We start from the raw sequence: 23,512 nt of genomic DNA, 5'->3' as shown, positions 1-23,512 counted from the left end.
CGACCCCTCGTCGGCGCCGCCGAGTTCGGTCAGCCGAGCGCGGCCAGGCCGCGGCGGTCGATCTTGCCGGTCGGGGTGCGCGGTAGTTCGTCGACGAACAACACATCGCGTGGGGCTTTGAAACGGGCGAGGTGGGTTTTCACGTAGGTGCGGACAGTGTCCGCGTCCATGTCGCCCGCGGCGACGACGAACGCGGCGAGCCGCTGGCCGAATTCCTCGTCGGGCACACCGATCACGGCCGCTTCGGTGATCGACGGGTGCTGGTAGAGCAGGTCCTCGATCTCGCCGGGGAAGACGTTCTCCCCACCGGAGACGATCATGTCGTCATCGCGTCCGTCGATGAAAAGCCTTCCACCGGAATCGAAGTGACCGAGGTCGCCGGTGCTCATCAGGCCACCACGGATCTGCTTCGACCCGCCGCCGGAGTAGCCGTCGAAGGCGATGGTGTTGCCCACATAGACGGTGCCGACCGCGCCGGGCTCGCTGATCCGGGCGCCGTCGGTGTCGTAGAGCGCGACGGTGATCCCGACCGGCGCCTTACCCACGGTGCCGGGGGCGGCGATCCAGTCCTGTGGGGTGGCGATGGTGGCTGTGCCGGTTTCGGTGCAGCCGTAGAAGTTGTAGACGACCGGGCCGAAGGTCTCGATCGCCTTGGTGCCCAACGACGAGGGCAACGCCGCCCCGGCGGTGAACACGATCCGCAGGGAGCTGGTGTCATTGGCGGACAACAACGTCGGGTCCAGATCGAGGATGCGACGCAGCATGGTGGGCACCAGCACCACCATGTCGGCGCGATGCTCGGCGACCTGGGCGAGCGCGCGGGCGGCGTCGAACCGGCCGTGCAGCACGATCGTCGATCCCAGGTTCAGCGAGAGGATGAACTGGGACAGCGCGGTGCCGTGGAACAGTGGCGCGCACAGCAGCGCTGTCTGCCCGCGTCGCAAGGGCACCCGGTCCACGAATTGCGCAGCGGCCAAGGGAGATTCCACTCGTCGCGGTGCGCCCTTGGGTGTGCCCGTCGTTCCGCCGGTGAGCAGGACGAAGCCACCCTGCTGTACGGGCGGACGTAGCGGTGCGGCGCCGGGTCGAATCGTGTTGTCCAGCAGCTTGATCCGTTCGGGCAGATCCTCGGCGACCACGGCCGAGGCCGGGTCGAGCACGAGAGCCCTGACGCCCTCGCGTTCCAGCACGTCACGTAGCTGTGCCGCACCGAACCCGGTATTGAGCAACACCAGCCGAGCACCGAGTTTCGCTGTGGCAGCCATGGATTCGACGAGTCGCGCCCCATCGGGGCAGAGCACGCCGATCGTGTCGTCCGCGCCGAGGCCGTCGGCGTGCCAGGTGGCGGCGAGCGCGTCGGTGCGTTGGTCCAGCTCGCGGTAGGTGATCCGCTCGTCGCCGCAGATCAGCGCGATGCGGTCGGGTGTGCGCTGTGCCGAGGATCGGATCCCACCGGCGATCGGGCCGAACGCGCGCATGGTGCGGGCGGTGCGCACGATCTGTGCGGGGTTTCGCGGATCGATGATCCCGGCCCTCGCCAAGGCGCGGATCTGGCGCAGGGAGGTCGTGGCGGCGCTCAACATACTCGCGGCCCCGGGTCGGCGCCCGCGGCGACCGCGAGCAACCAGGCGACAGTGCCCAGTTCGGGGACGATCTCGGCGCTGATGTGCTCCGAGAACGGCACTCGGACCATCCGCATGTTCACGCCGCGCGCGCAGTAGTCGGCGGAGATCTTGTCGATCGCCAGTTCGGCGGGCAACAGCTGGTCGGTGGTCGAATGCCACATCAGCAGCGGCATATCGGGGGTGTTCTCCGGTGCGCCGAAACTCGCGGCGGACAGGGCGGGTAGCGCGGCGGCCAGTGCGGCGTCGGGGTCGGTCAGGTATTCCGCCATCGGGCGGAGCAGGGTGGTTGCCACGGAGGTGTAGAGACAGCGTTCCCGCAGGTCATCGGCTACTCGGCGGCCTTCCGGAGTCAGATACTGCTGCAGTTGTCGCTCGAACTCGGGGTATTCGCGGGCCAGTCCGAGCACAGCCAGCCAGCCGGTGAAGTTGGCTTGCGGCTGCTGGCCCGAGATCGCGAACGGTGCGATGGCGACCTTGTCGCCCGGGATGCCGCCCTGCACACTGCCCTTGATCTCGAGTTCGGGAGCGTAGTGGCGACGTTGCTCGGCAGCCGACGCCGACGCATTGCCGCCACCGGAATAGCCCCACAATCCCACCGGTGCGGCCTCGAGCCCGAGTCCGCCGCGCTTGGCCGCGCGGATGCCGTCGAGCACCATCCGGCCCTCGCTGGGCGACATGATCGTGTTCTCTTTACCGTCGAAATCGGTGATCACCACCGCGGCGCCCGCGGAAAGGAACTGGCCCATGATGGCCACCTCCTTCTGGATTCCCGCGCGCAGGGTGTAGGACGGATTGCACTGCTGGCCGAGGCTGTCGATCGCCTCCTGATACGAAATCAGCGGGCGCGCACCGGGGCCCAGCCACGGGATGCCCGGTATCAGCACGGTGGTCGCGGTCGCGATCGGGTTGTCGTGCACGTCGGAGGTGCGCAGCAGCAATTGCGTGGTGTGCATCGGGGCGGGAATGCCGAGCACGTGGGTCTGCACGACCCGGCTGCGAATCACCTCGCCGTTGGCATAACCGGTCAGATCGGCCGGATCGGCGTACCAGGGGTCGTGCTGCGGGGTGGGGATCGGCACGACCGCCGGATACACCTGCGCCTCGTTCGGCAGTGGGGGCAGTTCGAAATCCTCGGCACCCGCGGGCCCCGCTGCCACCAGCGCTGTTATCGCCAGCAGAGGCAGGGCTCGGGCGCCGAGCCGTGTGAGCCGGGGCGACCGGCAGGTGGCCGTGCTGCGCTGCATGGCATCTCCTTCGATAGGTGATCCTGATTACAGCATGATGCCTTGTTAAGAACAAGAGTCCTTGTTTTTATTTGGCAATCTGTAGGCTGAGCTGCGTGACGTCGACCGACAAGAGCCAAGTCCGCTCCCGGCGCATCCAGGGACTGGACGCCGAGCAGCGCCGTGCGCGCAGGCGTGAACAGATCCTGGCCGCCGCCTTCGACCTGATCGCCGCCGACGGTTATGTCAACACCGCGATCGAGCAGATCTGCCAGACCGCCTTCGTCGGCAACAAGGCCTTCTACGAACTCTTCGAGAGCAAAGAAGACTGCTACCTGGCGCTGCTGCAGCAGCAGAGCGAACTCTCCAAGGACAGGGTCGCCGCCGCGCTGTCGGCTTCCTCGGGCGCCCGCGACGACGTGGTCGCCGCCGTCATCGGCGCCTTCGCCCACTCGATGGTCGACGACCCCCGCGTGGCGAAGGTGACTTTCGGCGAAGCCAGCGGCATTTCGGCCAAAGTCGAACAGCAGCGCCGAGCCAACCGCCGCTGGGCCGCCCAGTTCCTCGAAACCCTGTGGCGCGAATACGGATTCGTTCCCCCCGAGGGCATCGGCGTCGACCTGCACGCGCTGGCCGTCTCCGCGATCGGCGGCCTGTTCGAAACCGTCGCCGACTGGCTCCACACCGACGCCGGTGCGACAGGCGACATCGACGTGCTGATCAGAGACCTCACTGCTTTCATCGAAATCGTGCACCTGGGATTGGCCGCCGCGGGAGCTCGCTCAGCGGGCTAGCTGGCGTTCGATCAGGGTGCGAATCCGATGAGCTGTGGGCCTGCGGATTTGTCGTCGAAAGGGATCAGGATGATGCCGGGAGCGGCGATGATCTGGGAGGCCTGTCCGGATCCGAGGGGTACCGGGGGCGTGTTCTCGACGAGGTCGGCGCGTCGCCACGTACGCAATTGCGCATCACCGACAGCGATCAGTTCGTCGGTGAGCAGTATCGAGTCGAACGGTGAGACACCGCCCAGCCCGGCATCGGGGTCGGTGAGCGACCGGTCTGGCGCTGCGCCCTGCGACAGCGTGATCCCAGTACTCCAGGAGTTGGTGACGAGGGTGCCGGTCGCCGGATCGTTGGCGATCACCTCGACATAGTCGGCTGCGACGGGGGCAGTACCGAGCAGTCCCGGAGCCGAGACGACCAGGTGGTCGAGTGGTGCGTTCCGGTAGGCCCAGTCAACCGACAGCGCGTCCTCCTGTACAGAAACCTTCGGTGCGCGATCGGGGTCGGGATTAGGGAGATCACGCTTCGCCGTCTCCACGCCCGTGGCTGGATCGAGCGCGAGGACGGTAGTCCACGCGGACAGCTCATTTCGGCATACCCGCACCTGGTAAACCGCAAGCGAGGTGATGGCGATCCGCGACTTCATGTTGTCGCAGCCATCCGGTGTGGCGGGCTCGGACCACATGTGTCGCCCGGTGCGCGCGTCATACCGGGCGAAGTTGCCGTACGAACCGCCGAAGAGTTCGTCGTCGACCAAGGCCAGCATCGGTTCGCTCGAGGCGCCGAAGCCGCTTGCGACTCGCATCGCAGATCTGCTGTCGTCGGCGAATTCGGATTCGGTCCAGAGCTTTTCGCCAGTGGTGGCGTCGAATGCGATCCACCCGAGGTGGTTCCAGCTGGTGAGGACGGCGTTCTCGGAGGGGATGGAGAGCAAGTTGCTTCCCTCGTGGTGCACGCCGTCTTCGGCTGCGTCCGGTCGTAGGTAGTGCCAGCGGGCGCTGCCGGTTGCTCCGTCGTAGGCGGTGATGCCGGTCGGCGTGCCGATGATGAAGCCGGGTCCACCGACGACCACCGTGCTCTCTTTTGGTAGAGCGATGCGAAATCGCTCCTGCCCGAGTCGATTCGGGATCGGCGGCGCGACTACCGAAGCGGCGGTGCGATGGTCGATGAACCGGTCGTCGTCACCGACCCACAGTGCTCCACCGGTGGTAAGCGTGCACAGCAGCAGGCCGGTCGTGGCAGGCACCGCGATCGTGCGTGCCGTCGGTGTGAAACGTGGTGCGGCGGTGAGGGGATAGCTGACGACAAGGATGCCGAGGCACACGAGAACCCAGGCGGCGAGCGCGGTGGGCAGCTGGGGAAAGGCCGCGTAGTGCTCGAATATCTGCTCAGCGACGGACGGGACGTGTAGTTGGATCGTGCGCACGATGGCGGCGGCCAGGACCAGATATATCGTCATGCCGGGGTTGCCGAAACCCGCTGCGCGCAGTCGTCGCGCCGACAGCAGAACGGCAGCAATGATGAGCAGTGCCATGACGCCGACCACGATGGCGGACATTCCCAGGGCATCGGGTAGCTCGGCTCGAGCATCGTCTCCTGGCGTGACCGGGTTCGCGGCGGCGAGGAACCGACTGTAGAGGCCGAGAGCGACACCACCCACCAGTACCGCGGTACCGAGGGCTGCGGTAATCGTTGCCAGCCGCGAATAGTCCGGTAGCCGTGGCAAAGACGTAGTCCGGCTGTTGTTCATCGACCCTCCCCAGCGATGGCGCGACAGAGTCGCGTCCTGAGGATAGCGGGAGCACGGCTACCGACTCGTTCGGGAGTCGGTACCCGCGGACTCTTCAGCGGGGTGCTGGTCCGCCGGGGGGTGGGCCGGCCGGTGCGCCGTTGCCGGAGGGCGGCGAGCCCGGGAAACCGTTGTCGGACTGGGTGTTCTGGGATTTCGCTGCTACGCCGACGGTGAGCGAGACGGACATGGTGGTGGTGGGTGTGCCGGTGACCGCGGCCAGTTCGGCGTCCCAGCCGTCGCCGAAGACGCCGTCGGAGGACAGGGTGACGCCGGACAGGTTGCGGGTGCTGTTCACGTAGCCGGGGTCGGCGTCGAAGACCGCGGTGCACGCGTCCTGGGGGAGGGCGATCTGGGAGGTGAGGCGGGCGTTGTCGCCGGCGACCGCGGTGGAAAGGGAGTCGTAGACCTCGAAGTGGATGTGAGGCCAGCGGCCGGCGTAGCAGGCGGGGAAGATCGAGGTGAAACGTACGGTGCCGTTGTCGTCGGCCACTTGGACGCCGCGCAGGTAGTTCTGTTCGGTGGCGCCCTCGGTGTAGAGGGAATAGCGGCCCTCACGGTCGCAATGCCACACGTAGACCGCCATTCCGGCGCCTGCCGCGTTCTTCACGAGGTCGCGCAGGTTCAGGGTGAGCGTTATCGGAACACCCTGGGCGGTACCGGAATACGTGCCGAAGCTGGTGGTGATGTCGGAGCGCACCACGCCGGATTCGATCAGGATATTGGGTCCGTTGGAACCGTCACCGGGATAGGGGCCTGCCGTTTCCTGCGGCGCCGCCGCGGGGGCTTCCGCTGACGCGGAGGTGGTGGCCTCGGCCGAGCTCGAGTCCTTGCTGTCCGTTGAGGTCGCGCAGCCCGCCGCCGCTGCCGCGACCCCGGCGACGCCGAGAAAACTCAGCGCCCGCCGACGTGACATCACTCGGAGATCGTGCCCGAGTCCCAGATCGTGCTCACCCATCGCTGCTCCTTCGCCGCTGTCGTGTTGCCGACCACGCTAAGTACGTGGACTGCGCCGCGACTGCGAATACGCTGGGAGTTAGCTGCGAGTCAATCGGTGACGTAGCCGTTGAGGCTGTTGCGGAGGTCGGTGAGGACCGCGCGGGCCGCGGTGAGGCCTGTCGTGTGCCAGACGTTGTTGTCCACCGCGAAGACACGCTTGTCGGTGGAAGCGCTGAGTTCCTCGAAGGGAGTCGAGCGCAGGACCTGTTTGCCGTGCTCCTCGCCGTCGGGGCCGTCGAACATCACGTAGATGACATCGCCTTCGGCTTTGGTGGCGAGGTCGGCTTCGGTGATGTCGAAGGACCGGCCGCGCTGAGCGGTCGGGCGTTGCACCCCGACATCGGAAAGGACCTGGGCGGCAAAGGTTTCCGAACCCTGGACCTGGGTGGCGTCGGCGGTGAAGCGCAGCACCGAGGCCTGCGACTGGGTCGCGTTGAGGGCGGGGCCGAGGTCGTGGGCCTCGGTGAGGTAGTTCCGCAGGGCGGTGTCGGCGGCGTCGTCGCGGTTCATGCCCGCGGAGTAGGCGGCGAAATCGGACTGCCAGCTACCGCCCGCGCCGATCAGAACGGTGGGGGCGATCTTGCTCAGCGCCTCGTAACCGCCGGCGGCCGGGGCGACGTCGCCGAGGATCAGGTCGGGCTTCAGTTCGGCGATCCGTGCCGGATCGGGCTGACCGATCGGGCCGACGCTCGGCACCTTCACCACGCCGTACCCCAGGTACATCGGCTGCGAACGATCGCCGTCGAGGGTGACCGCGCCCGCGACCCGCTCCCACAGGCCAAGCGCGCAGGCCGCGTCGAGTGCCGAGGTGGTGAGGACGACGATGCGCTTCGGGTCGGCGGGAACATGCGAGACACCGGCGGTGTGGGTGACCGTGCGGGTCGCGCCGGAGCCCGCATCGGGCGCGCTGGGCAGCGGGCACGCGGTCGCGGTGTCGCGATCGGTGCCGACCACCCCCGCACCCGCGATATTCGTGGTGGTGCGGATGATCGTGCTCGCGTCGTCGTGCTTGTCCGCGCACCCCGTGGCGAGCAGTGCGGCACACAGCAACGCGGCAGCCGCGACGACACCGCGCGAGCGGACAGCCTCGGCGGTGCGACTCAATCGGGTGCGGTCTCGGGCGCTCACCGGCATGCGCACGAGGGTACTGCGTTGCTCCAGGTGCGAGTGCCGCGGGTTCGCGGGCCGGACTACCGGCGGCTCGCGCGCCGGAAGCCGATGGCCGCGGGCACGGCGAACAACAGCAGGGCGGCGCCGGACCAGGCGAGGGTGAGCAGCAGGGGCCGGGCGATGGGACCCTCATCGGCCAGGCCGCGCATCGCGTCGACGGCAACCGACATCGGCTGGTTGGCGACCACCGGCTGAATCCAGGTCGGGAAGGCGACGAGCGGCACGAATCCGGTGCTGAAGAACATCATCAGCGAGGCGAGGATCGTGATGCCCTCGACCAGTGAGGCCTTCGCGCTGTAGACGGCGACGGCGGTGACCATGGTGGCGAAGGCGAGTCCGAACACCACGGGGATCGCCAGGAATGCCAAGGCGGCCAGTGGACCGTGGTGGAAGCGGAAGCCGAGCAGGTAGCCGACGATCAGCACCGTCACGGTGCCGAGCAGAATGCGGCAGCCCTCGGCGAGGATGCGCGAGATCAGGCCGGAGGCACGATGCACGGGCAGCACCCAGAATTTGGCCAGCAGGCCGGCGTCGCGTTCCCGGCCGAGCAACACGCCACTGGCCACGGCGCCGGACAGCGCGCCGACGAGGGCGACCATCGGCACCGAGCCGTAGAGGGCATCGTCGCCGGTGAACTTCTCGATCTGACCGCCCACCACGATGTTGAGCATCATCAGCAGCAGACACGGGATGAACAGGGTCTCCAGTAGCGTGACCGGGTTGCGTGCCCAGCGCACCAGCAGCCGTTCGGTCTGGATCAGCGTGTGCCGCAGCAGCGACGCCGCCGAGGTCTCGAGTTGTTCTGCCATCAGGCCCTCCTCGAACTCAGCCGGATGGCCACCGGCGTGCAGATCGCCAGCATCCCGGCAAGCCAGAGCAGCGACGGGGTCACCAGCGACCAGGTCACCGTCCCGGCATTGCCCAGGGTGTCACCGGCCAGCGCGCGCAACACGATCGCGAACTGGGAGACCGGTTGATTGCGGACGAACCACTGGATCCACTCCGGGAACTGGCTGGCGGGGGCGAGACCGGTCGAGAGCATGCCGAAGATCAGCGGGGGTAGCAGCAGTGCCTGCGAGGTGGCTTCAGGGCTCTTGGACAGCGTGCCGATCACATCCGCGCCGAGGGTGAACGCGAGTCCGATGAGGACCGAGAACGCCAGATACCCGAGAGTGTGCATGGCGTCGAGCCGGAACCGGAAACCGATCACATAGCCCGCGGCGATCCCCGCGGCCAACGAGATGAGCAGCCGGAACAGGTTGGCCGACATCCGCGCCGCGACCGGGACCAGCGGGCGCAGCGGCATCGCGCCGAAGCGGCGGTTGAGGCCGGCCACGGAATCGGTGGCCGAACGGAACGCCGCCGAGATGGCGGTGAACGCGGCGGCCTGCAGGATCACCAGCGGCATCATGTACTGGGCGTAGCTGCTGAAACCGTTGCCGGAGAACGTCATCACGGTTTTCAGCGGGATGTAGAAGCTGGCCGTGAAGGCCGCGGGTGCGAGTACCGAGGCGAGGAACTCGCCGGATTTGATCGAGGGCACGATCAGCCGGGTGCTCAGGACCCACCACTGCTGCACTGTCTCCGGTGTCGCGCGCGCGGAGGTGTTCCAGGTGGCGGCGGTCATGCCGTGGCCTTCGATTCGTCCTCGTTCGAGGCCAGGTGACCGGTGAGCTGCAGGAACACATCGTCGAGCGAGGGCCTGCGCAGGGCGATGTCGACGAGTTCGACCGAGGCGTTGTCGAGTCGGCGCAGTGCCTCGGCGAGTGTTTTGGCGCCGTCGGGCGCGGGGATGGTGATGCGGTCCGATTCGGGAGTGAGCGCGGCCAGGTTCTCCGCGGGAAGCAGCGAGCCCAGCGCGGCGACGATGGTCGGCAACCCTTCCAGATCCAGCGGCACGATCTCGCAGTAGCTGCCGCCGGTGCGATGTTTCAGCTCGTCCGCGGTGCCGGAGGCGATCACCACGCCGTGATCGATCACGATGATCTGATCGCTGAGCGCATCGGCTTCCTCCAGGTACTGGGTGGTGAGCAGGGTGGTGATGCCCGCGGTCTTGAAGCCGCGCACCAGGTCCCAGACGCCCTGCCTGCTGCGGGGGTCGAGTCCGGTGGTCGGCTCGTCGAGGAAGACGACATCGGGTCGCACCACCAGCCCGCAAGCGATGTCGATGCGGCGGCGCATGCCGCCCGAATAGGTGCCGACGCGCCGGTTCGCCGCCTTCTCCAGATCGAATTCGCCGAGCAGTTCTCTGGCCCTGGCCTGCGCCGCCGGTTTGCGCAGCCCCATCAGCCTGCCGAACATGACCAGGTTCTCGTAGCCGCTGAGCATGTCGTCGAGCGCGGCGTACTGCCCGGTCAGCATGATGCGTTTGCGGACCGCGGCCGGGTCGTCGACGACATCGTGGCCGGCCACCACCGCCCGCCCGCGATCGGGAGTGACGAGGGTGGACAGGATGTTCACCATGGTCGTCTTGCCCGCGCCGTTGGGACCGAGGATGCCGAGCACCTCACCGGGGGCGGCCTCGAAATCGATACCGCGTAGGGCGTGGACGTCGCCGAAGGACTTCTCGATCCCTTCGACCACGACACCACCGGTGCGCGGGTTGCTCTGCACGAGAGTGTTTTCGACGCTCATATCCGGTCTCCTGCTTCCAAGTGGTCGTCGAGCAATGGCGAGATCACCGACAGTGCATAGGGATTGGTCAGTTCGTCGTGGGTCACATCGACGTCGTGGTTGGTGATGTCGCCGGTGACGTAGGCCCGCCAACCGTCGGGCCCCATCCATTCGGCCGGGTCCACCGTGGCGCTGAAATAGACGACGTCACCGTGGTAGACCGGTCGCTGATATCCGGTCCGCGTGCCCGCGGAGGCGTTGTAGGAGCCCGCCATTCGCTCGATCGTCGCCGCGTCGACGAGCTCGACCCCGCCGAGCCGGGCGGTGATGAGCTCGGCCGCCTCCTCGGCGCTCGATTCGGCGGGCACGTCGTCGATGCCGAAGACGGCGCCGAAGGTGTTGATGAACGCGCCCGCCGACAACCGCTCGATGGTGTCGCCGTCGATATCGGCGGTGTCGGTGTCCAGGAGCGCGACGACCCCCACCTGCTCGCCCGCGGCGGACAGTTCCACCGCCATCGCCTGGGCGATGAGACCACCGAACGACCAACCGAGCAGGTGATAGGGGCCCCTCGGCTGCACCGCGCGGATCTCGCGCACGTAGCGTTCGGCGAATTCCTCGATCGAGCGTGCCGACGGCTCGCGACCGCTGAGGTCGGGGGCCTGGAGTCCGTAGATCGGTCGCCCCGGCCGTAGCTGTTCGGCCAATCCCAGGTAGCTCCACGACATTCCGGAGGAGGAGTGGACGCAGAACAGTGCGGGTCGATCCCCGCCGGGGCGGATCGGAAGCAGCACATCGAGGCCGAGGCCGCTCGGCCCCGGCTCCGCGATCGCCGCCGTCTGCGCGGTCATGGCGGCGGCTTCGTCGGCTGAAGCGGCCTGGGCAGCGGGGGTTTCGGCGAATCGTGCTGCCGCGTCGAGCGCCTCGACCCACAGATTCGCGAGTTCGGCGACATCTTCGCGGGCCAAAAGCCGAGCCGCGTAACCGAAGTCGGCCTGGAGGCGGTCGCCGACCACCATCGCGTTGATATCGATCGCCGACATGATCGGTACCTCTGGATGCTCGGCCGCCTCGAGATCGCCGAGCGCGTCGGTGGGTAGCCAACCCAAGCCTTCCAGGCCGGCGGGTGTGTCGACCGAGGTGTGTCTGCCGAGATAGTTCACGCAGATCTGACCGGGGAGCCGCGCCGGGAGTTGTTCGGCTGCTTCGGGATTCAGATAGCGCAGCAGACCGAAACCGATGCCTTTGTCCGGGACCGCGGCGAGGTCGTGCTTGGCTCGGCGGATGGCCGTGCCCATGGCGGGTCCGCCGGACAGGGCGTCCTCGACGTCGATGTCGGCGAGGTCGAGCCGTACCGGGTACAGATTCGTGAACCAGCCGATGGTTCGTGACAGATCGGCGCCGGGCACCACTTCCTCCTGCCTGCCATGGCCTTCCAGGCGCAGCAGCGCCGAGGGCTCGTCCACGCCTCGGCGGGCACGCCATCGCACCAGCGCCAGGGCCAGGGTGGCGAACAGCGCGTCGGTGACGCTGCCGTGGAACAAACGGGGCAGGGTGGTGAGCAGAGCTGTGGTGGTGTTCTCGTCGACCTCGATGTCGAGGCGGCGGACCGTCCGCCCCTGGTCGATGGCCGGATCGAGGTGGCGGGCGCCGAGCAGCGGGTCGGGGCCGTTCACCACCTGTTGCCAGTACGGGAGTTCGGCCAGGCGCCCCTCGGACCGGGCCTGCTCGGTCAGCGCATGCGACCAGCGCCGCATCGAGGTGCCGATCTCGGGCAGCGCCGGGGTGGCGCCCGCTGCTACCTGCGCCCAGGCGGTGATCAAGTCCTGCACCAGAATGCGCCAGGACACGCTGTCGATCGCGAGGTGGTGTGCGACGACGATCAGGCGTCCCGGTCGAGTGTGCGAACCGGCATCGCCGACGGGATCGAGCCAGACGAATTGGAGTACGACGCCGTCGGCGGGATGCAGGCGGTTCATCGCGGAGTCGAGTTCGGTCTGCGCGTATTCGCGCAGGTCGATCGAGTCGGTGGCGTCGAAGGCCGTGCGGTGCACCAGTGCGTCGACGTCCACCGCGCCGGGGTCGGCCACTCGCAGCCGCCAGCCGTCGTCGTCTGCCCACAGTCGCGCTCGCAGCATGTCGTGTCGGTCGATCGCGGCGGTGAGGGTGGTGACGAGTTGCGCGCGGTCGATGCCGACCGGCAGCTCCAAGACCGCTGTTTGGGCGAACCGGTCGAAATCGCCGCCGCGTTCGATCATGTACCGGACGATCGGGGTGAGTGGCAGGTCGCCGGTGCCGCCGCCGGGCAGTTCCTCGAGTGCCTCGAACGTCTCGGCGGCATCGACAACCGCGCCCAGCGCCGCGACCGTGCGGTGTTCGAACACCTGCAGCGGTGTGCAGTGCACCCCGCGCAACTTCGCCTGGGTGACCAGCTGGATGGCGAGGATGCTGTCGCCGCCGAGGGCGAAGAAGGAGTCGTCGATGCCGACCTGCGCGCGGCCGAGCAGTTCGGCGAAGACCTCGGCGAGCACCAGTTCGGTCGGCGTCTCCGGGGCGCGGTACGGGGTGTCGTCGGTGACGAACACCGGTTCCGGCAGTGCTTTTCGATCGAGCTTGCCGACCGCGTTGATGGGGATCTCGTCCAGGACGACAAAGGCGGCGGGGAGCATATAGGCGGGCAGGGCGTCGGCCGCCGTGGCACGGATGTGCGCGATATCGAGCTCGGCGCCGGGCATCCGCACCAGGTAGGCGGCGAGGGCGGTGGCACCGGTCGGACCCGGAACACCCAGTGTCACAGCGAGATCGACACCATCGATGGCGCCGAGCACCGCGTCGATCTCGCCGAGTTCGATGCGCTGTCCACGTACCTTCACCTGGAAGTCGGTGCGACCGAGGTATTCGAGCGCCAATCCGGCGGGCGTACGCGTCCACCGCACCAGATCGCCTGTGCGATAGAGGAGTTCACCGGAGCCGCCGAACGGATCGGCGACGAATCGCGCTGCCGTCAGGCTCGGCCGGGCGTGGTAGCACCGCGCGAGGGCGGTGCCCGCGAGGTACAGCTCGCCCGCGACGCCGACCGGTACGGGGCGCAGTCGGTCGTCGAGGACCAGCACCGCCGCACCGCGAACGGGAGTGCCGATGGTGACCGGTGCGGTGGCCGAGAGCGGCTCGGATCCTGTTGCCCAGATGGTGTATTCGGTCGGGCCGTACAGGTTGACCATCGTGCGACCGCCTGCGTCGCACCAGCGGGCGACCAGATCGGGGCCGACCGCCTCACCCGCGACCGCGAGGACCCGAAGGCTCGACACCTCGGCGGGATCGATGGTGGCCAGTGCCGACGGCGTGATCACCATGTGGGTGACCGACTCGGCGGCGATCAGTTCCGCGAGCGGTGCGCCGCCGAAGACCTCCGGTGGGGCGATCACCGAGGCACCACCGCCGCCGAATGCCATGAGCGCCTCGAAGATCGACGCGTCGAAACTCGGTGAGGCGACCTGCAATACCCGGGCGTGTTCGTCGAGGGTGAGGTCGGCACGCTGGGCGGCGATCAGGTCGGCCAGGCCGCGATGGGTGACGGTGACGCCCTTGGGGGTGCCGGTGGAGCCGGAGGTGTAGATCATCCAGGCCGGGTTCTCGACTCTGATCGGGACCGGCAGTTCCTCGGCGGTGAGGTCGGCGTCATCGGTGGCGTCCAGGCGCGCGGCGAACTCGGCGTCGTCGAGGATCAACCAGCGGGTGGTGTCGGAAAGTTGTGGTCGGTATTCGGCGAGGGTGATCCCGACCTGGGCGCCGGAATCGGTGAGCATGTGGTCGATGCGGTCCGCCGGATGCTTCGGGTCGACCGGCAGGAAGGCCGCGCCCACCTTCGCCGCCGCCCAGATGCCGGTGTGCAGCTCGGCGCAGCGGGGCAGGCCAAGCGCCACCACGGTTTCGGTATGGGCCCCCGCCTCGATCAGCAGCCTGGCCAGCTGGTTCGACCGGGCGTGCAGCGCGCGGTAGGTGGTGGTGCCGGGTATCCGCGCGGTGGTGTCGGTGACCAGCGCGGGCCGGTCGGGGAAGGCGGTGGCGGTGGCGGTGAGCAGCTCGGCCAGGGTGGTCGTTCCCGCGGTGGCGGGACCGCGGACCGGAATCAGCTCCGCGCGTTCGGCTTCGTCGAGGATGTCGATATCGGCGAGGCGGATGTCGATGTCGGCAAGGACGGTGGACAGGACCTGCCGCCATCGGGTCGCGAACGCGGTGACCGTGCTCGCGTCGAACAGGTCCGTCGCGTAGGTCAGGACGCCGTCGATGCCTTCGGGTCCTGTTTCGCCGAACCGTTCGCGCAGGTCGAGGGTGAGGTCGAAGGCCGAGGAGCGGCGGTCGAAGTCCTCGACTTCGAAGCGGAGTCCGGGCAGTTCGAGCACCGGCTCGATGAAGTTCTGCAGCGACAGCGATACCTGGAACAGCGGGTGGTGGGCGGTCGACCGGGTGGGGTCGAGTGCCCCGACGAGCTGCTCGAACGGCACGTCGGCGTGGGCGAAGGCGTCGAGATCGGTGGAGCGGACCGTCGCGAGCAGCTGCCGGAAGCCGGTGCCGGGATCGACCGGCGTGCGCAGGGCCAGAGTGTTCACGAACATGCCGACGAGGTCGTCGAGGGCGGCTTCGCCGCGACCCGCGATCGGGGTGCCGATGATGACATCGCCGGTGCCGCCGAGTCGTGCCAGCAGGACCGCGAGTGCGGCGTGGACCACCATGAACACGCTGACGTTGTTCGTGGCGGCGAAGTCGATCAACACGCGATGGGTCTGTGCGTCGACGGTGAAGTCGACGTCGTCGCTGCGCATCGACTGCACCGCGGGGCGGGGGCGATCGCTGGGCAGTTCCAGGGCATCCGGGGCGTCGGCGAGATTCTCGCGCCAATACTGGATCTGCTGTGCGGCGACGGAGTCTGCCTCCGTGCCCGCGCCGAGCAGTTCGCGATGCCACAGGGCGAAGTCGGCGTACTGCACGGCGAGCGCAGGTCGGCTGGGTGCCGCGCCCGACACCCGCGCCGAGTACGCGGCCACCAGGTCGGTGGCCAACGGCGCCATCGACGCGCCGTCGGCGCTGATGTGGTGCACCACGAGGACGACAACATGCTGCTGGGCGGCATGGGATCCGTTGGTGGAGCCGGCGGACTCCGCACCGGCGAGGCGGTACAGGCCGACCCGCAACGGGGGCTCACGGGTGAGATCGAATCCGGTTCCCGCCAGTTCGTTGATCCGATCCCGCAGTGGCGCACCGTCTTCGGTATTGACCAGTGGCATCGCGGGGGCGGAGCCGTCGATGCCGACGACGACCTGGCGTGGGCCTTCGGCGTCGGCGGGATAGCGCGTGCGCAGGCTTTCCTGGCGTTCGACCACGTCGGCGAGTGCGCGGCGCATGGCCTCCACGTCCAGTGATCCGGTGAGGCGAAGGGCGATCGCGATGTTGTAGGCCGACGACTCCGGGTCGAGCTGGTTGAGCACCCACATGCGCTGCTGGGCGGGGGACAGCGGGACGCGGTCGGGGCGATGGCGCGGGGCGAGGGCAGGGCGACCCGCACTGCCTTCGGCGGCGGGGACGACCCGCGAGGACAGCTGGGCAACGGTCGGTGCGTCGAACAGATCACGCAGGGCGATGCCGGACCCGAGTGCCGAATTGACCCGGGCCACCACCTTTGTCGCACTCAGCGAGTTGCCGCCGAGCTCGAAGAAGGACTGGTCGACGCTCACCCGCTCGCTGCCGAGTACCTCGGCGAACACCTCGGCGACGGCCTGTTCGATCGGCGTGCGCGGCGCGAGATAGGACTGCTGGGTCACCGAGAAGTCCGGTATCGGAAGGGCTTTGCGGTCCAGCTTGCCGACGGGGGTGAGCGGGATGTCGTCCAGGACCACGACATAGGCGGGCACCATGTACCCGGGCAGTTCCGCCGCCACCTGCGCGCGCAGTCGCTCGGTGTCGAGTTCGACAGTCGGCACGGGAAGCACGTAGGACACGAGCACGGTGGCGCCCGCCGGTCCTTCGCGCCCGATCGTCACCGCGTAGTCCACCTCGGCGACGCGCGAGAGCACCGCGTCGATCTCGCCGAGTTCGATGCGCAGGCCGCGAATCTTGACCTGGAAGTCGCTGCGGCCCAGGTATTCCAAGGTGAGCGCGGCGTTCTCGCCCGCGACCCAGCGCACCATGTCACCGGTCCGGTACATGCGTTCCCCGGCGATGCCGAAGGGGTTGGCGACGAACCGGCTCGCGGTCATCTCGAACCGGTTGAAGTAGCCACGCGCCAGCGCGGGACCGGCCAGATACAGCTCGCCCGCGATGCCGATCGGCACCGGCCGCAGCCAGCTGTCCAGGACCGCCAGCGCCGCGCCGCGAATCGGTCCGCCGATGGTCACCGGCTCGCCCGCGACCAGCTCGGCGGGGCCGGTCGCCCAGATGCTGAACTCGGTGGGGCCGTACAGGTTCACCATCCGCCTGCCCGCGGCCCACTTCTCGATGAGCTCGGGGGTGGCCGCCTCGCCGGCCACCGACAGCACCCGCAGATCGGTGAGATCGGTGGGTTCCATCGTTGCCAGCGCCGACGGGGTGATCACCGCGTGGGTGACCCGCTCGGCGCGCAGCAGCGTCTCGAGTTCGGCGCCGCCGTAGACCTCCGGCGGCGACACGACCAGGCGTCCACCCGCCGCGTGCGCGGTCAGCATTTCGAAGACGGAGGCGTCGAAACTGGGGGAGGCGACCTGCAACGCACTGGCCGACGGGTCGAGTGCCAAGGTCTCGCGCTGGGCGGTGACGAGATTCGCGATGCCACGGTGGCTGAGCAACACCGCCTTGGGTTTGCCGGTGGAACCGGAGGTGTAGATCAGGTAGGCGGTGTGATCGATATCGATTGCGCCGCCGCGTTCGTCATCGGTGATCGGCGCGTCGGAGACCAGCATGGCGCGGCGCATAGTGTTCAGGTCGTCGAGCAGCAGCCAGTCGATGGACCCGGGCAGGTCGTCGCCGGTGGCCGTCACTGTGACGCCGATCGGGGCCTTCGAATCGGTGAGCATGTGCTCGATCCGTTCCACCGGATAGCTCGGATCCAGCGGAACGAAAGCCGCACCGGTCTTGGCCAGCGCCCACACGGCGACTACCGATTCCAGCGACCGGGTCAGCGCGAGCACCACGAACACCTCGGGGCCGATCCCGCGACGGAGCAGGACCCGGGCGAACCGATTGGACCAGGCGTCGAGTTCGCCGTAACTCATCCGCAGCTCGCCGGCGCTGACCGCGATCGCGTCGGGATCGATGCGCGCGCCCGCCGTGAGAACGTCGGCCAGCGTGCGCATCGGCAGCGGCGGTGGGCCGTGAACCGGTGCGAGCGCGGCCATTTCGGCATCGCTGCAGTACCGCAGCTGCGACACCATCGCATGTGGGTTCTCGCCGAGTTGGGCGAGGAGTCGGATGAAGCGGTCGAGGAGTGACTGCGCCGCTGTGTGTTCCAGCTGATCGGCCATGAACTTCACCGTGATGCGCAGGGCATCGCCGGCCCCGGCCTCGCCGCGCAGCGGAATCACCATGAGGTTCAACGGGTACGGCGTCGCGTCGGTGCCCTCGATGTCGAGCACCCGCATGCCCGCGATATCCAGGGCCTGGGACAGCGCCTCGCGATCGATGGGGTAGGACTCGAAAACAGTGAGGGTGTCGAACAATTCGGCCAGACCGACGGCGCGGTGGATGGCGGCGAGGCCGACGTGCTGATGATCCATGAGCCGAGCCTGTTCGGCCTGCACGCGGGCGAGCAGGTCGGAAACCCGCTCCGACGGATCCAGCGTCACCCGCACCGGCACGGTGTTGATGAACAGCCCGACCATCTCCTCGACCCCGGGCAGTTCCGGCGGCCGACCGGACACCGTGGCGCCGAACACCACATCGGTGCGGCCGGTGAGCATGGCCAGCAGCATCGACCACCCGGCCTGGACCAGGGTGTTCACGGTCGCACCCGCTGCCCTGGCGGCCGACTCGAGTACCGCGACCGTGTCGGCGGACAGATCGTGCGAGAGCATCCCGGTCTCGGTCGACTCGATCCCCGCGAGCGTGGGGACGGCTCGGCTCGGCGTGTCGATCCCGGACAGGGCCAGTTTCCACGCGTCCAGCGAGGCTTGGGCGTCCTGGTCTCCGAGCCAGGACAGGAATTCGCGGTAGGACCGGGCGGGCGGCAACATCGACGCGTCGCCCGCGGTGACGTACAGCGTGAGCAGTTCCCGAACCAGCAGCGGTGTCGACCAACCGTCGAGCACCAGATGGTGATTGGTCATCACGAGCCGGAAGTGCTCCGGGGCGGTCCTGATCAGCGTGAAGCGCAGCAGCGGGGGATTGGTCAGGTCGAAGCGGGTCAGCGCGTCGAGTTCGATCACCCGGTCGAGTTCGCGCGCTCGCTGCTCGTCGTCGGCGATCTCGGTGAGATCGATGTCGTGCCAGCGGATCTCGGCCGACGACAGGACCAGTTGGCGGGGTCCGTCGTCGGTCTCGACGAAGGCCACGCGCAGATTCTCGTGCCGATCGATCAGCGCCTGTGCCGCGCCGCGCAGCCGGGTGGCGTCGACCGTGCCCGCCAGGGTGAGCAGCGATTGGACCGTGTAACCGTCGGCGGTGTCGGAGTCGTAGAGCGCGTGGAAGAGCAGGCCGTACTGCAGCGGCGAGAGCGGCCAGACATCGGTGAGCTTCGGGTAGGCGTGCTCCCAGCGTTCGATCTGAAGCTGATCGACTGTGACGAGCTCGAAGTCCGAGGGTGTCCGGCCACCCGCGTTGCCGGATTCGGCGTGAGTGACCAGCGCGCGCAAAGCCTGCGACCACAGCTCGGCCAACTCGCGCACCTCGGCCTCATCGAGCAACCTGCTCGCGTAGGCCCAGGTGACCTCCAATCCGGCATCGGTGAGCACCGCGTTGATATCGACGACAGCGGCCAGTGGCGCGCGGTCGTCGTTGGTCGCGGCGAAGCGTTGCGGAACCCAGGGATCGCAGCCGGTCACCGCCCTACCGAGATAGTTGAAGCTCAGCTGGGGTGTCGGCGCGTCCGCCAGCGCCGCGGCGGTCTCGTCGTCCAGATAGCGCAGCAGGCCGAAGCCGACACCGCGATCGGGGACCGACCGCAACTGCTCCTTGGTCGCCTTGATCGCCGAACCCGCCGCGCGTCCACCGGCGAAAGCGTCGCCGAGATCGATCTCGGTCAGGTCGAGCGCGACCGGATACACGCTGGTGAACCAGCCGACGGTGCGCGCGACATCGGCGCCGGGCAGCAGGGATTCACTGCGGCCGTGGCCCTCCAGCGTCAGCAGGGCGCCGGTGCGTTCGCGCCACCGGCACACGGCCATGGCGAGCGCCGCGAGTAGTACTTCGTCCGCTCCGCAATGGAATTGCTCGGGCACCGCGTGCAGCACGGTGTGCGCGAGGTCGGCGGGCACCGTCGTCTGCCATTGCGCCATGGTGGTGACCACGTCGACGGCCGGATCGAAGGTGGCGGGCTGTGAGGCGAGGGCGAAGGACGGATCGGGTGTGGCCAGGATTCGCTGCCAGATCGGCAGTTCGTCGATGCGCGAGGCGGCGTTCTCGACCTGACCGTGCGCCCAGCGGCGGAAGGAAGTGCCGACGGGGTCGAGTGCGCCGCCGAAGGCCGCGGTGGCCAAGTCCGGCAGCAGGATTCGCCACGAGACGCCATCGGTGACCAGGTGGTGCAGGACCAGCCAGCACAGTGGGTCGGTGTCGGCGCGTTCGATCATGACGAACCGGGCAACAGCGCCCACGGTGGGATCCAGGCGATCCGCGGCATCCTGTAGGGCCCGGTCGACCGCGTCGTCGGTGTCGGCTCGGACCACGTCGATCAGCGTCGTGGCGTCGACCGAACCACGTTCGGCGACAATCCATTCCCAGCCGTCCTGGGTTCGGCGCAGCGACGAACGGAGCAGATCGTGGTGTTCGAGCAGGACCTGTAGCGCCGCGGCGAGCCTCGGGCGGTCGAAGTCGGCGGGCAGCCCGATGAGCACGGCCTGCCCGTAGCGACCCCAGGTGTCGCCGTGCTCGACCATCGCGTGCACGATCGGGGTGAGCTCCACCGCGCCGACGCCGCCACCGGGCAGTTCGTCCACCACCACGACCTCGGTCTCGTCCGCGACCGCGGCCAGCGCGGCGACCGTCTTGCGTTCGAAGACATCGCGGGCGCTGAACGAGATACCGGCGGCCTTCGCGCGCGAGACCAGCTGGATGGAAACGATGCTGTCGCCACCGAGAGCGAAGAAGCTCTCGTCGACCCCGACGGTGTCGAGTCCGAGTACTTCGCCGAACAGGGCGGCCAGGGTCTGCTCGCGCGGCGTGGACGGTGCGCGGCTCGTGACGGTGCGGGCGGTGAAATCCGGTGCGGGCAAAGCCTTTCGGTCCACCTTGCCGAGTGGGGTGAGCGGAACCTCATCGAGCACCATCACCACGGCGGGCACCATGTAGGCCGGAAGACGTTCACCGACAGCGGCTTTCACCGCCTCAGGATGGACCTCGGCACCCGGCTCGGTCGTGACGTAGGACACGAGCGCGGTCGCGCCGGCGGCGGTCTCGACGCCGAGGGTGATCGCGAAATCGATCTCGGGAAGCCGCTGCAACGCGGCATCGATCTCGCCCAGCTCGATCCGGTAGCCGCGCACCTTCACCTGGAAGTCACTGCGTCCCTGGTATTCCAGGGTGAATCGTTTGTCGCGGTCGGTCCAGCGCACCAGATCGCCGGTGCGATACATCCGCTCGCCGGGTGCGTGCGGATTCGCGACGAACCGGCTCGCGGTCAAGCCGCTGCGCCGGTGGTAGCCACGCGCGACGCCCGGTCCGGCGAGATACAGCTCGCCCACGGTGCCCGCGGGGACCGGTCGCAGCCAGGAGTCGAGCACCAGGCCCGACACGCCGCCCACGAGGCTGCCGATCGTCACCGGGGCGCCCGGAACCAGCGGTTCGGTCAGGGTCGTGGTGACGGTGGTTTCTGTGGGCCCGTAGCCGTTGATCAGCGCGCGCCCGGCCCACTTCGACACCAGCTCCGGCGGACAGGCGTCGCCGCCGACAACGATCGTGCGCAGGTCGGGCAGGGTCGCCGGGTCGAGGGACCCGACCACGGCCGGGGTGACATTGAGATGGGTGACGCGATGCGTGCGCAACACCTGCGCCATGTCCTCGCCCGCGTACGCCGACGGCGGGACCACCGCGAGGGTGGCGCCGGCCGCCAGGGTCACCAGGATCTCCTCGACGGAGATATCGAAGCTCGGCGACACCGCGTGGGCGACGACAGAGCCGGCGTCGACGCCGAATCCGGCCCCCGAACTCGCGGCGAGATTCGCCAGGCCGCGGTGGGAGACCAGAACGCCCTTGGGTAGTCCGGTCGACCCGGAGGTGTAGATGATGTAGGCGACCTGATCGAGCCCCGTCGCGGCAATTCGCTCGGCATCGGTGATCGGGGCGGCGTCCTGCGCGGCGAGGTGCGCGACCGTGGATTCGGTGTCGAGGGCGAGCCAATCGACCTTGTCGGGCAAGGACTTACGGACCTGGGTGACGGTCAAGCCGGTGACGACGCCGCTGTCGTCGATCATGTGCTCGATCCGGTCATCGGGATAGGTCGGATCGATCGGGACGAACGGCGCGCCTGTCTTGGCCACCGCGATCGTGGCGAGCACCGATTCCGCGGAGCGTGGAATAGACAGCGCCACACCGTGTTCGGGTCCGGCTCCCGCGGCGATCAGCAGGCGGGCCAGCCGATTCGTGTAGTCGTCGACTTCGCGGTAGCTCAGGGTGTCGTCGGTACCCCAGCGCAGGGCCGCCGCGTCCGGATCGATTGCGGCGCCCGTGGCGAGGATCTCGGGCAGGGTCTTCGGCTCGACTCCGGCCGGACCACGCGCGGGCACCGAGGCCGCCTGTTCGGCGGCCGAGAGGACCGGCACCGTCGACAGTGGGGCATCGGGTCCGGCGACGAGGAATCGGTGCAGGAACATCAGGAAGCGAGCGTGGTGGGCCGCCAGCTCGGCGTCGCTGTAGAGGTTGCCGTTGCCCTGCAGATCGATGTGGGTGCTCTCGCCGCCCACGCCGGGGTACAGGTTGACGAACAGGTCGTCGATCAGGCCCGAGGTGAGCACATTGAGCCGTCCGACCACCGGACCGAGCGCGATCCTGGTGTCCACCATCATCAGATTCACGGCAGGACCGAACGACGCCGCCTCGTCCATCGCCCAGCCGAGATCGCGGACGATGTCCTCCTGGCGATAGCGCTGACGTCGCAACGCGCCGGTCAGCTCGGCCTGCACAGCCAGGATCGCCGCGCCGACGGTCGTCGTGGGATCGAGGGTGACCCGCAGCGGCACGACATTGGCGAGCATGCCGCCCGAACGGCGCAGGGTCGCCGAGGTCCGCGCGGACACCGGCAGGCTCAAGACCACCTCCGGTGCGCCGGTCATCGCGGCGAGATAGGCGCCGAACGCGGCGACCACCGTGGGCGCGACGCCCGAGTTCACGGCGGCGGCAACGGAATCCAGCAGGGCTGTCGTCTCCGCGGGCAGGGCGCCGGAGACCCGGTTGGGGTGGCCGTCGACCTCGGCGTCACGGCCGGCGAGGGTGACCGGATCGGCGAGCTCGGCCAGGTGATCGCGCCAGTACTCGCGGTCGGTCTCGAAGCGGGTCGAGGTCCGGTAGGCCAGATCGGCCTCGACGATCTTCTGCAACGGCTCGGCCTTGGTCGGCGGCGGCTCGCGGCCGTCGAAGGCGGCGTTGTAGAGCTCGCCGGTGCGCTGGACGAGGGCGAGCGCGCCCATCCCGTCCAACACGATGTGATGCATGCGCGCGTACCAGAACCAGCGGTCCTCGGCGACCCGCAGCATGGCGAGGCGGACCAATCGGTCGCGCATCACGTCCAGTGGTGCGGTGTACTCGGCCCGCATCCAGGCGTGCGCGGCGGCTTCCGGGTCGGGGCGGTCACGCAGATCCACTCGGGCGATCTCGTCGTCGAGGGACAGATCGACGACCTGATGCGGCCGACCGTCGACGTCGACCAGCCGCAGGTAGCCGGTGCCGAACTCACGGCCGGTCTGCCGGACCGCCTCGGTGAGCAGCGTGTGGTCGATCTCGCCGGACAGTTCGACGTATTGGGCGATGGAGATGGGCGTATCGCCCGCGATGTGCTGGGCGAACCAGATGCCGCGCTGGGCGGCGGACAGCGGAAAGGGGCCTTCTGGTGCGATCATGAGCGAACCTGCGTTCTCATGTCTCGAGCTCGGTGTTCACGATGTGTCCCGACCGTCGCGTAGCTACCTGGGTGG

The 23,512-nt window shown here is 68.5% G+C and carries 10 protein-coding genes; 1 reads left to right on the top strand and 9 read right to left on the bottom strand.

Annotation, left to right across the window (positions count from 1 at the left end; translation table 11 throughout):
• Positions 1-29 precede the first annotated feature (29 nt).
• Entirely contained in the window at positions 30-1,583 is a 1,554-nt protein-coding gene (locus tag OHS03_RS20755; RefSeq protein WP_328656356.1) for an AMP-binding protein, read from the bottom strand.
• Positions 1,577-2,869, bottom strand: a complete 1,293-nt coding sequence (locus OHS03_RS20750; protein WP_328656354.1) for a lipase family protein — start codon at positions 2,867-2,869, stop codon at positions 1,577-1,579. Before OHS03_RS20750 ends, OHS03_RS20755 begins: the two co-directional genes overlap by 7 nt.
• A 95-nt stretch (positions 2,870-2,964) precedes the next feature.
• On the opposite strand from OHS03_RS20750, the gene OHS03_RS20745 reads away from it, so the two are divergent.
• On the top strand, positions 2,965-3,642 hold the full coding sequence (locus tag OHS03_RS20745; RefSeq protein WP_328656353.1) for a TetR/AcrR family transcriptional regulator: 678 nt from the start codon (positions 2,965-2,967) through the stop codon (positions 3,640-3,642).
• Positions 3,643-3,653: 11 nt separating this feature from the next.
• On the opposite strand, the gene OHS03_RS20740 is transcribed toward OHS03_RS20745, so the two are convergent.
• The 7 genes from OHS03_RS20740 to OHS03_RS20710 form a co-directional block, all read right to left on the bottom strand.
• Positions 3,654-5,381 (bottom strand): outer membrane protein assembly factor BamB family protein, encoded by a 1,728-nt coding sequence (locus OHS03_RS20740; RefSeq protein ID WP_328656350.1) that lies wholly within the window; start codon positions 5,379-5,381, stop codon positions 3,654-3,656.
• A gap of 94 nt (positions 5,382-5,475) precedes the next feature.
• On the bottom strand, positions 5,476-6,378 hold the full coding sequence (locus tag OHS03_RS20735; RefSeq protein WP_328656349.1) for a dioxygenase family protein: 903 nt from the start codon (positions 6,376-6,378) through the stop codon (positions 5,476-5,478).
• Positions 6,379-6,467: 89 nt separating this feature from the next.
• On the bottom strand, positions 6,468-7,553 hold the full coding sequence (locus OHS03_RS20730) for an ABC transporter substrate-binding protein (RefSeq protein ID WP_328656347.1): 1,086 nt from the start codon (positions 7,551-7,553) through the stop codon (positions 6,468-6,470).
• A 56-nt stretch (positions 7,554-7,609) separates the two neighbouring features.
• Positions 7,610-8,398 carry an ABC transporter permease gene (locus tag OHS03_RS20725; protein WP_328656345.1) on the bottom strand — a complete coding sequence of 263 codons (789 nt, stop codon included), beginning with the start codon at positions 8,396-8,398 and terminating at the stop codon, positions 7,610-7,612.
• Positions 8,398-9,216: an ABC transporter permease gene (locus OHS03_RS20720; RefSeq protein WP_056812303.1), complete on the bottom strand. Its 819-nt coding sequence runs from the start codon at positions 9,214-9,216 to the stop codon at positions 8,398-8,400. Before OHS03_RS20720 ends, OHS03_RS20725 begins: the two co-directional genes overlap by 1 nt.
• Entirely contained in the window at positions 9,213-10,223 is a 1,011-nt protein-coding gene (locus OHS03_RS20715; RefSeq protein WP_328656343.1) for an ATP-binding cassette domain-containing protein, read from the bottom strand. The genes OHS03_RS20720 and OHS03_RS20715 overlap by 4 nt, the downstream gene beginning before the upstream one ends.
• Positions 10,220-23,437, bottom strand: coding sequence for a non-ribosomal peptide synthetase (locus tag OHS03_RS20710; RefSeq protein ID WP_328656341.1), 13,218 nt, complete (start codon positions 23,435-23,437; stop codon positions 10,220-10,222). Before OHS03_RS20710 ends, OHS03_RS20715 begins: the two co-directional genes overlap by 4 nt.
• Between the last annotated feature and the right edge of the window lie 75 nt (positions 23,438-23,512).

It is taken from the genome of Nocardia salmonicida (assembly GCF_036142455.1).
GTDB classification, from domain to species: Bacteria; Actinomycetota; Actinomycetes; order Mycobacteriales; family Mycobacteriaceae; genus Nocardia; species Nocardia salmonicida.
Note: the sequence above shows the minus strand (reverse complement) of the source record. Positions and strands in the feature narration are given on the sequence as shown.